At 68.0% G+C, this 9,729-nt stretch carries 4 protein-coding genes and 2 pseudogenes; 1 reads left to right on the top strand and 5 read right to left on the bottom strand.

Annotated elements, in window-relative coordinates; genetic code table 11:
- Positions 1-91: 91 nt before the first annotated feature.
- Together ACFXJL_RS25985 and ACFXJL_RS25980 are read right to left on the bottom strand one after the other, a co-directional pair.
- On the bottom strand, positions 92-1,276 hold the full coding sequence (locus tag ACFXJL_RS25985) for an acyl-CoA dehydrogenase family protein (RefSeq protein ID WP_358882445.1): 1,185 nt from the start codon (positions 1,274-1,276) through the stop codon (positions 92-94).
- A 19-nt stretch (positions 1,277-1,295) separates the two neighbouring features.
- Positions 1,296-1,987, bottom strand: a pseudogene (locus tag ACFXJL_RS25980) (helix-turn-helix domain-containing protein); the annotation flags it as partial.
- 272 nt (positions 1,988-2,259) lie between these two features.
- On the opposite strand from ACFXJL_RS25980, the gene ACFXJL_RS25975 reads away from it, so the two are divergent.
- Entirely contained in the window at positions 2,260-5,601 is a 3,342-nt protein-coding gene (locus tag ACFXJL_RS25975; protein ID WP_384696174.1) for a S8 family serine peptidase, read from the top strand.
- A 166-nt stretch (positions 5,602-5,767) separates the two neighbouring features.
- Here the strand turns inward: ACFXJL_RS25975 and ACFXJL_RS25970 are convergent, their stop codons facing one another.
- The 3 genes and pseudogenes from ACFXJL_RS25970 to ACFXJL_RS25960 form a co-directional block, all read right to left on the bottom strand.
- Complete coding sequence (locus ACFXJL_RS25970; RefSeq protein ID WP_384696171.1) at positions 5,768-7,519, bottom strand: pentapeptide repeat-containing protein; 1,752 nt, start codon at positions 7,517-7,519, stop codon at positions 5,768-5,770.
- A 271-nt stretch (positions 7,520-7,790) separates the two neighbouring features.
- Positions 7,791-8,801 (bottom strand): PP2C family protein-serine/threonine phosphatase, encoded by a 1,011-nt coding sequence (locus ACFXJL_RS25965; protein ID WP_384696169.1) that lies wholly within the window; start codon positions 8,799-8,801, stop codon positions 7,791-7,793.
- Positions 8,802-9,170: 369 nt separating this feature from the next.
- Positions 9,171-9,729 (bottom strand): annotated as a pseudogene (locus ACFXJL_RS25960) (collagen-like protein); the annotation flags it as partial.

Raw genomic sequence — 9,729 nt, 5'->3', positions numbered from 1 at the left:
TCGCCGCCATGCACAACCTCGCCATGACACGGTGAAACAGCAGGCCAAGCACCACTCCGGCCTGCCCGAAACGGACCTTCTGCAACACCCTTTAGAGGAAGGGGGTCCCTGCGTCGAGCCCCGACAGCACCCTGCCGTACAACTCCAGATTGGCTGAGGGGTTGACGAACGAATGCAGGTTCAGTGCGTTCAGGTCCCGCACGATCCGCTGGATTGGCACCTCTCGGTGCAGCGACGAGGCGCCGGAAGCGGACCCGATGAGGTCGCCGGCCTCCTTGCACAATCGCGCCAGATACCCGCACTGCCCCCTGATCCGGGCCCGCTCCGCCGTCGTGTACGGCTCCGCATTGGCCACCTTGGATTCGATCAGTTCCACCAGGTCGGCGGTGAGCAGTTCCGCGGACGAGACCTTCATCGCGGCCTCGGCGAACTGGAGATGTGTCACCGGGGCTTCGTGCTGGTGCTCGTAGAAGGTGTACGTGATGCCCCGTTGATGGATGCGCTCACTGAACTCCGTCAGCGCCGCCCGTGCCAGACCGAGGGCGTTCGCAGCCGTCCAGGCGCAGAACAGCAGCATCACCGGCATCCCGTAGAAGGGGTCGGCGCTGTTCCGCTGCGAAGGAAACGTACCTTCGAGCAGCGGCCCCACCGGCAGGACACGATGGGCGGGCACATAGACATCCCGGGCCACGACGGTGTTGCTGCCGCTCCCGGCCAGACCGGTGACGTTCCAGTCGTCCAGGACCTCAAGATCGGCCATGGGGATGGCCAGCCACAGCATCTTCGGAGGGCCTTCGCCCGTGTCGTCCAGCGCGGTCAGCAGATGCCAGTCGGCGTCCTGACAGCCGGTCGCGAAGGGAGAGTTTCCGTTCACCACATAGCCGCCGTTCACTGGAACGGCCTTCGAGCTGGGGATGAGCGTGCCACCGACCCGTGCATCGGGACTGGTGAAGATCTCGTCCTGAGCCTCGTCGGGGAACAGGGCCGCGATGAATGCGGTACCGCCCTGGATCACGGCCAGGTAGCCGGCCGACCCGCACGCGGCGGCGACCTCGCTCAGAGCATCGATCTGGGTCCGCAGCGACGTCTGGTAACCGCCGTAGTGGTGGGGGACGTTCATCCGAAGGATCCCGGCATCCGTGAGGGCCTCAAGGACCTCGCCCGTCACCCGCCGCTGCTGCTCCGCGCGAGCGGCGTGCGAGCGGATGAGCGGCTTGAGGCCACGTACGCGTTCGACGAGGTCGGTGTCCGAACGAGGTGCTGACGAACCGGCCAAGGGGTGACCTCCGGTCTCGGGCCCGCAGAAGAACTTTCACCCTCGCGCCGACCCCGGGTGCTGTCAATACCGCGCTGGGGCGGCGCAGTTGCAGCCGCAGCCGCAAGCGCCGAGGCGCACCATCAGGAGTCAGGTGCCTGCGGGGAATAAGCCGGGCCAGGCCCCGCCGCTCGTCGGAGAGCTCCGCGAATGTCTCCTCCGCGGTTTGGGCGATAGCGCCGTGGACAACACCCGAGGCTTCATAGGCAGCCGCGGTCAGCGCTCGGCCGCGGCGCCGGCGCCACGTTTCCCGTAGTGCGTGCGACAAGAGGGGCAGGCGCCCGGGCTCTCCCTCCACCTCCGCGACCAGGCGTGCGGTCAGCTCCCGTTCCACGATCAGCCCCGCGGCCTGCGCGGGTCCCACGATCGTCTCCCGCAGCTCAGCCCTGGTCATCGGCCCCACCAACATCGCCGCATCGGTCAAGGCATCCGCAAGACAGCGATGCTCGGCGCAGCGGCCGTAGAAGTCCGCCCATAGGCCAGGACCACCGCCAGCGATGGCAACTGCTCACCACCTGCGGCACGGGAGAGCGCGGTCACCGAGTAGTTGGCCTTGCGTGACATCTCCCGATAGGTGATCCCGTCGGCTTCGTGGCGCAATTGCCTCAGTTCATGAGCGAACCGCTGCACGGGGCCCGCGCCGGGGTCTAGAGGTGCTTCACGACGTCCCATCCGTCACTTCCTCCTTCCCCGCCATCTGCGTGATCAGAGCCGCCCGTCGCACGCAAACGAGGTCATCGGGCTCCTCGGCGGCCACGGAAACGGGTACCGCGTACGCCCCCAGGGCCCAACCGTCGCAGAGAGGAGACCGAGAGGCGATTTTCGGCCATCAGTGGGGTCGGGAGCAACGGGAGTTGGATCTTCCTTCTCTTCCCGGCCGTGAGCGGGAGTACGGGGCCGCTCCATGTCTTTCACCCCCCGACCCCGTGCAGCAGGGAGCCATCTTGTTCTCCAACAGACATCAAGGGCGCGGTGCGACCACAGTCACCACGGCCCTCGTGGCAGCGGCACTCGTCGCCGGAATGACCAGTACGAATGCCTTCGCGGGTACCGGCACCGCCGATGACGGTACAGCCGTCGGCAGTGCCGGGGCCGGACTCCGATGGGTCACCCTGATCACCGGTGACCGGGTCGGCGTGGACTCCCGTGATCGGGTGGTCTCGGTCCAACGAGGCGAGGGTCGAGAGAAGTTGGCCGTACGGAGTTGGACCGAGCGGGGTCGCACCTACGCCGTTCCGGTCGACGCCGAGCGGCTCATCGCGGCCGGAAAGCTCGACCGGAGACTCTTCGACGTCACCGGGCTCAGCACCCCCGAGAGCATGCGGGCCTACCGCGACGGTCTGAAGGTCGTCGTCGCATACGAGGGTGCGTCGGAGGCCAAGGCCCGGCGGGGGGTACGCGCCGATGCGAAGGTGGCGCGGACATTGCCGTCGATCAACGCGGATGCTGTGACCGTACCGAAGCGGGATGCGGGTGGGTTGTGGGCCACCCTCGCCGGAGCCGGAGCCGGAGCCGGAGCCGCCCGGGCCGCTATGACCGTCCCGGGGATCGAGCGGGTCTGGTTGGACGCGGTGTACACCGCGAACCTGGACACGAGCGTGGGCCGGATCGGCGCCCCGAAGGCATGGCAGTCCGGCTACGACGGCAAGGGCGTCACCATCGCGGTCCTGGACAGCGGGGTCGACGACACTCATCCGGACCTGGCGACCCAGGTGATCGGGGCGGCGAACTTCACCTCGTCCCCGGACACCAAGGACCGGCACGGGCACGGCACGCACATCGCTTCGATCGCGGCCGGAACCGGTGCCAAGTCGGGCGGCAAGTACAAGGGCGTCGCGCCCGGAGCCAAGATCCTCAACGCCAAGGTCATGGGCGACCACGGGACCATGGAGTCCGGGGCCATCGCCGCAGTCGACTGGGCCGTCGGCAGGGGCGCCGATGTCGTCAGCATGAGCTTCGGCACCGGTGACGGACCCGAGATCAATCCGCTTGAGGCCCACATCAATCGGATGTCGAAGGAGAAGGGCGTCCTCTTCACGGTCTCCGCCGGCAATGAGGGACCGAACGCCGGTTCCGTCGGTTCCCCGGGCAGCGCGGAAGCCGCTCTCACGGTCGGCGCCGTGGACGACGCCGACAAGATCGCACCCTTCTCCAGCGTCGGGCCGTTGCACGACGGGGCGATCAAACCTGATGTCACCGCTCCCGGTGTGGGCATCACCGCCGCGTCGTCTCCCGGCAGCACCATCGCCGAGCAGGTCGGGGAGAACCCGGCCGGCTACTTCTCCATAGGCGGCACGTCCATGTCCACCCCGCATGTGGCGGGCGCCGCGGCGCTGCTGAAGCAGCGGCACCCCGGCTGGACGGGCGAACGGCTCAAGGCCGCTCTGACCGCCTCCGCCCAGGACGGCGGGTACTCGGTGTTCCAGCAGGGCACCGGTCGGATCGCCGTCGACCGCGCCATCGAGCAGACCGTGGTCGCCGACGAGACCACCGTCTCCTTCGGACGTCAGCAGTGGCCGCACACCGACGACCAGCCCGTCACCAAGCAGATCACCTACCGCAACCTGGGCACCCAGGACATCACCCTTGACCTGGTGGTCAAGGGGCTCGACGCCCGAGGTGGGCCCGCGCCCGCCGGCCTCTTCGTCCTCGGTGCGAACAAGGTCACCGTTCCCGCGGGTTCCACCGCCACCGTCCCCTTCACCGCGGACACCCGGATCGGCGGTGACAACAACGGCGTCCACACCGCCGTCGTCACCGCGACCGGCAGCGGCCAGACGGTCCGGTCCACGGCCTCCGTGGACCGCGAGGTCGAGTCGTACGACCTGACCCTCGACTTCGTGGGTCGGGACGGCCTGCCCGGCAAGGAGTTCTACACCTATCTGCGGCAGATGTCCGGCGAGGGCGACGCCTCCACCACCCTGTACGGCAGCACTACCGGTAGCGAGAAGCTCCGGCTGCCGAAGGGCGACTACGCGATCTTCTCCAGCGCCTCGAACGAGTCGGGTGGCTCGGACCGGCTGATCCACCCCAGGCTGGCGTTGACGAAGAACTCCGCTCTCGCCATCGATGCCCGCACCACCAAGCCCGTCGAAATGACCGTCGCAGACCCCGGCGCCAAGATGACCGGCGCCGCGGCGTCCGTGTTCGTCGGCATCGGTGAACGGTCCATGGAGTTCAAGGACCACGCCTCCACCACGTTCGACGGCTTCCGTACCGCGCAACTGGGCCCGGAGCAGCCCACCGGTGTCGAGCTCAGGGAAGCCCTCTACGCCCAGTGGGAGCGTGACGCCTCCACCCAGTACGGCCTTGCCGCCGGAGGCGAGGTGAAGCGACTCTTCAGCGGTTACAGCAAGAAGTTCACGGCAGCAGACTTCGCGAAGGTCACCACATCCCTCGGCGCCTCGGTCCAGGGCAAGACGGGACGTACGACGGCGTTGGGCGGGAAGGATCGGTTCGACTTCGGCTCGGAGTATCCCTCCGCCCTGCCGGGCACCCGGACCCACTATCTGGCCACCGACGGGAAGGCCAACCTCTGGTCCCTGTCCGGGGTGCAACTCGATGCCCAGGGATGGGAGGAGATCGGGTACACCGCTCCGGAGCAGGAGTTCCGTCCGGGTACGAGTCACCGGGTGAAGCTCGGACCTGCCGTGCACTCCCCGTTGATGCAGGGGCGCAACGGTGTCTTCCGCCAGGGGAACAGGTTGGAATTCGTTGTGCCGCTGTTCTCGGACGGTCGGGGCAACATCGGCCGGTCCGCGTACTCCTCGGCCACGACCACGCTGTACCAGGGCACCACCAAGATCGCGGAGAAGGCGGATCCGCTCATGGGCTGGGAGTTCTACGACGTTGGCGCGGACGACGCCGAATACACCCTGACCACATCGGTGACGCGCAGCCCGGCCGTCTCCGCCGTCGGAACCCGTGTCGATGGTTCCTGGACCTTCCGCAGCGCCAAGCCCGCGACGCACGATGAGACGCGCACCGCGCTTTCCACCGTCCGGTTCGGTGCCCATGTGAACCTGGACGGCACTGTTCCGGCGGACCGTACGGTGACATTTCCGTTGACGGTGCAGGGGCCCGCGGCGGGCAAGGGGCTGAAGTCCCTGGACGTCTTCGTCTCCTACGACTCCGGCACGACCTGGCAGCGGACCTCCGTCATCAAGGGGAAGATCACTGTGAAGAACCCCGCGAAGGGGAAGAGCGTTGCCCTGCGGGGCGAGGTCGCCGACGCACAGGGTGGCAAAGCGAGTGTGACCGTGTACGACGCGTACATCGGCAAGTAGCCACCGGTCGCCTTCGGGCGGGCGTAGATGAGAAGGGCGCCACCGCACGAGACCTCGTGCGGTGGCGCCCCGGTGGAGGTCTCCTGGTGAAGGGGGGCGAGACCGGTGCAGCGTCAGCACCGGCTGTGGGCGGGCATGGCGTGCGTCCCGTGCTCCGGTCGGCCGGTCAGCGCTTCACACGACCTCGGATCGCAAGGACGGCCAGACCGAGGAGAGCGGGTGCGACGAAGCGGGAGGTCATCTCCATGTAGGTGCCGGCCGTGGTGAGGTTCTGCCCACTGGAGCGGAACACGACAGAGTTGACGACGATCCGAGTGGCCTTCTCCGCCCGCTTCCCGGAGAACCGCTCCCGTGTGGAGCCGGTGAGTCTCGGGTCCCCGTTGTCGACGGTCAGATTGGTCTGCTGCCCGGCTATGGGCATCGTCCCGGTCACCCTGGGCTTCGGGTCGCTGTTCGGCAGGCCCCACATCATCATCGCGAGGATCGTCACGGTCATCGCGCCCCCGAGCCACAGGAGCGCCCTGGAGGCCCGGAGGCCGTACCCGGACAAGGCCCAGTAGACGGTCAGCAGGCGGCGTTCGGCACGGGGACGCTCGGGGTCGTGGCGCCGCATCTCCATCTCGCCGTAGTAGAAATCGGCGGCATCCGGTTCGTTCTTGGCGTCTTCGAACGCCTTCCGTAGATGCCGGTAGAGCGGGGCGAGGTGATCAGGCCCGGGGGTGAGGGAGGGCTCCGGGTGGTTCGGACCTGGTGACCACTCGCCCGCGGTGGGTGCGGTCGGGTCGGTGGGTGGGGTTCGGACGGCTCGCCAGTGATGTTCCTCGGCCAGGGTCCGCCTTCGGCTCCACCGCAAGGGCAGGATGCCCCGCCGCTGTGTGCCGGTGGGCGCGCTCCTGAACCGGATGTGGCCTTCGAGGCGCAGTTGGTCGACATGGAAGGCCCCGGAGAAGAGACAGTCGGTCAGGTCGATGTCGGTCAGGACCAGATGGGCGGCATCGACCCCGGACAGGGAAGTGAGCCGGACACCCGCATCACCGGAGAAGCCGATCTCGTCCACGATGTGTAGTTCGCCGGTGGCATCGAGAGTCGTGAAGGGCTTGTGGTGCGCTCTGATCGCGATGGGTTGGGTGAACACCGCATCGGACAGGTCCACGGCCGCGTACCGCAGACGCAGCGTCGCAGTCGACTCCCACCGGGTGCCGGGACAGTCCACGGAGGCGGCCACGGCCTCAATGGCCGTCGAATCCGGGAAGACAGCACCGGTCAGATCCAAGCCTGCGGCACAGACCATGGGGCCGAGTCGACGAGTACGACTGAACGTCACACGGGCGAATCGGGCTCTGTCCGCGAACGTCGCGCCACCGAAGTGGACTCCGCGGTCGAACGTCGCGCCGCCGAACTGGGCCGCGCCGGTGAACGCTGCGCCGCCGAATCGGGCAGTGCCGCTGAAGGTCGTACCGCCGAACTGCGCCAGGCCAGCGAAGGAAGCACTGCCGAACCAGACCGGGCCGTCGAACGATGCGTTCTCGAACGTCGCCTCGTCGGTGAACGATGTGTGTTCGAATCGAGCGCCGCCGTCGAACCGCGCGTGCGCGAAATCGGCCTTGCCGATGAATGCCGCCCCGCGGAAGCAGGCTTGGCCGAACCGGGATCTGCCGTCGTTCGGATCGCGCAGTACGGCGAGAAGGCTGTCCAGGAGCGGCTCGGTGAAGGCCGTACCGCGGTGATCGATATCGTCGCCGGGGGAGAGGGAGGCCAGATATGCGGTCCGATCAGTGGCGGTGAGGTGTTCCAGACACCGGGTGCGCCCGGCGACTCGGATGCCCGAGCAGCCGATGGGATCCATGGCCGGATCGGCACCCTCGGCGCAGTGCGGCCAGTCCGGGAGTGTGTGCGAGGGGCCATGGGACGACGTCATGCCTTCGGAGACGAACCATGGGGAGGCACGGTTGCGATCTTCGCTGCCCCGTACCCACCGGGCGGAGTTGATTCAGCGGGAGGGTGTCCCCTGCTGTCGTCACCAGCGCGTTGTGGGCCCCATCAATGACACCGAGAGCTGGCATCGCACGCGGTGCCGGCTCACCCCGCTTCAGAGACCGGGAGCTGGACGCACAGTTCGACTATCAGGTAGCGATGCCGCCACGGCGTCTGAGCTGCCCCGATCGACTCCGGGATACGGTGAGTCGTCGTCAGACGATGCCGATGGCAAGGGTGGCCATGTCGTCGTCGCGAGGGCCACCGGTCCATTGATGGATGGCGTCGGCGAGCGCGTCGAGTACGGCTGCGGGCCCGGCAGGGCCGTTGCCGGAGGTGGCGAGGTGGATGGGATCGTAGAAGTCTCCCCTTCGATTGCGGGCCTCGGTGACCCCGTCGGTGACGAAGAGCAGGATGTCGCCTGCGGAGAGGGGGAAGGCGTCGGGGAGCGTGCGCTGCCCGCCCAGTCCTCCCATGCCCAGGGGGAGATCGGGGGCGGCCGGGGTCAGTTCGGTGATACGGCCGGCTCGAATGAGATAGGGGGCGGGGTGGCCCCGGTTGAGCATGTGCAGGGTGTGGTTCCGGTGGTCGATCTCGGCGATGAGGGCGGTGGTGAACTCCTCGTCGTGGCCGCCGTTGGGGTTCTCCGCGCTGTCGCGTGCCAGGGACCGTTCCAACCGGACGGCGAGGTCAGCGAGGTCAGGGACGTAGTGGGCGGCTTCGCGAAAGGCGCCGATCAGTGTGGAGGTGGTGGACACGGCCCCGAGCCCCTTTCCGCGAACGTCGCCCACGAGGATGCGCACACCGTAGGGGGTGTCCTGAATCGTGTAGAGGTCTCCGCCGATACGGGCCTCGGTGTCCGCACCCTCATATCGGGCGGCCACCTCCAGCAGGCCGATCCGCGCGGGAGGGGAAGGGAGCACCGCGCGCTGCATGGCCCCGGCCACTGACCGGACCCTCGCCAACTGCCTCGTATAACGGTCGAGCATGCGGTTCACGTCCAGGCCGATGAGCAACGCGAGCCCGACGTTGAACACCTCCACCCAACCGGTGGCGTCCTCCAGGAGCCCGAGCCGCCAGTTCAGGAGCAGTGTGATGACCAAGGCGAAAGCCCCGGTCCACGCCGTACCCCGCAGAGACAGAGTCGCCCCGGCCAGCACACATGCCGACGCGATCAAAGGGACGCCCGTATAGGCGGTCGGCGTCGCCGCGTCAGCGACAGCCACGACGACGATCACTGTCAGCGGAAGCCACCGCACATACGGCCACCGAGCGGTCAGGCGATCCATCCCTCGACCCCCGGAACAGTGTGACGATCGGATGCCACCACGCACTCCCAGCTCTAACCGCACCCGCTCACGGCCAAACCACAGCCCCGCCCGAATGGACCGCTCCCCGGTGGCCCACCTTGCCCTGACGACCTGTCACACACAGGCGCTGGCAGCATCCTGTCGATGGATGGACCCCAGCCCCAGTCCGTCGAAAGGCAACGGTGGAGCCGACGAAGTCGGGCTCCACCGCACCGGCTGGCAGGCACCGCATGCCTGCTCGCCGACAACGACTTGCTACTTCAGACGCACCTGCGCCAGGTGGAACTACTGGTCAACGCAGACCGCGTAGGCTTGGAACCCGCCACCGAGAATCGTGACGGATGCCTGGGTCTGCCATCCGGTGGCCGGTCCGGACTGTGTGCCGGCGCCCTTGGGAATCGGCGCGTTCTCGATGACGTTGACGGTGCTGAGAAGCCCGAAGGTGTCGTAGCCACCGCCGGTGGCCACGTCGCCGGCCAGGCAGTTGGCCGTTGATGTCACGCCCACGCCGATGAGCACCGGGAGGGCCTGGGGGCCCCGGATGACATAGGTGCTGAGGGTCGCAGGGCCCTGCGGCCCCTGTGCACCGGTAGCGCCCTGGGTTCCCTGCGGGCCTTGCGTCCCATTGGTGCCGTTGGCGCCCTGTGCGCCCTGGGTGCCTTGCGTTCCGTTGGCGCCGGTGGTGCCTTGGGTTCCCTGCGGGCCTTGTGTGCCGTTGGCGCCGGTGGCGCCTTGGGTGCCCTGGGGCCCCTGTGTGCCGGTGGTGCCTTGAGTGCCCTGGGGTCCCTGAGTACCTGGGGCTCCCTGCGCACCGTCCGTACCGTTTGTGCCATTGGTGCCCTGT

This window comes from Streptomyces sp. NPDC059256, from assembly GCF_042753785.1.
Lineage (GTDB): Bacteria > Actinomycetota > Actinomycetes > Streptomycetales > Streptomycetaceae > Streptomyces.
Note: the sequence above shows the minus strand (reverse complement) of the source record. Positions and strands in the feature narration are given on the sequence as shown.

Coding starts and splice junctions, on each gene's coding strand:
- ACFXJL_RS25970 (WP_384696171.1), bottom strand. CDS start 7,519: ATGACGTCGTCCCATGGCCCCTCGCACACACTCCCGGACTGGCCGCAC.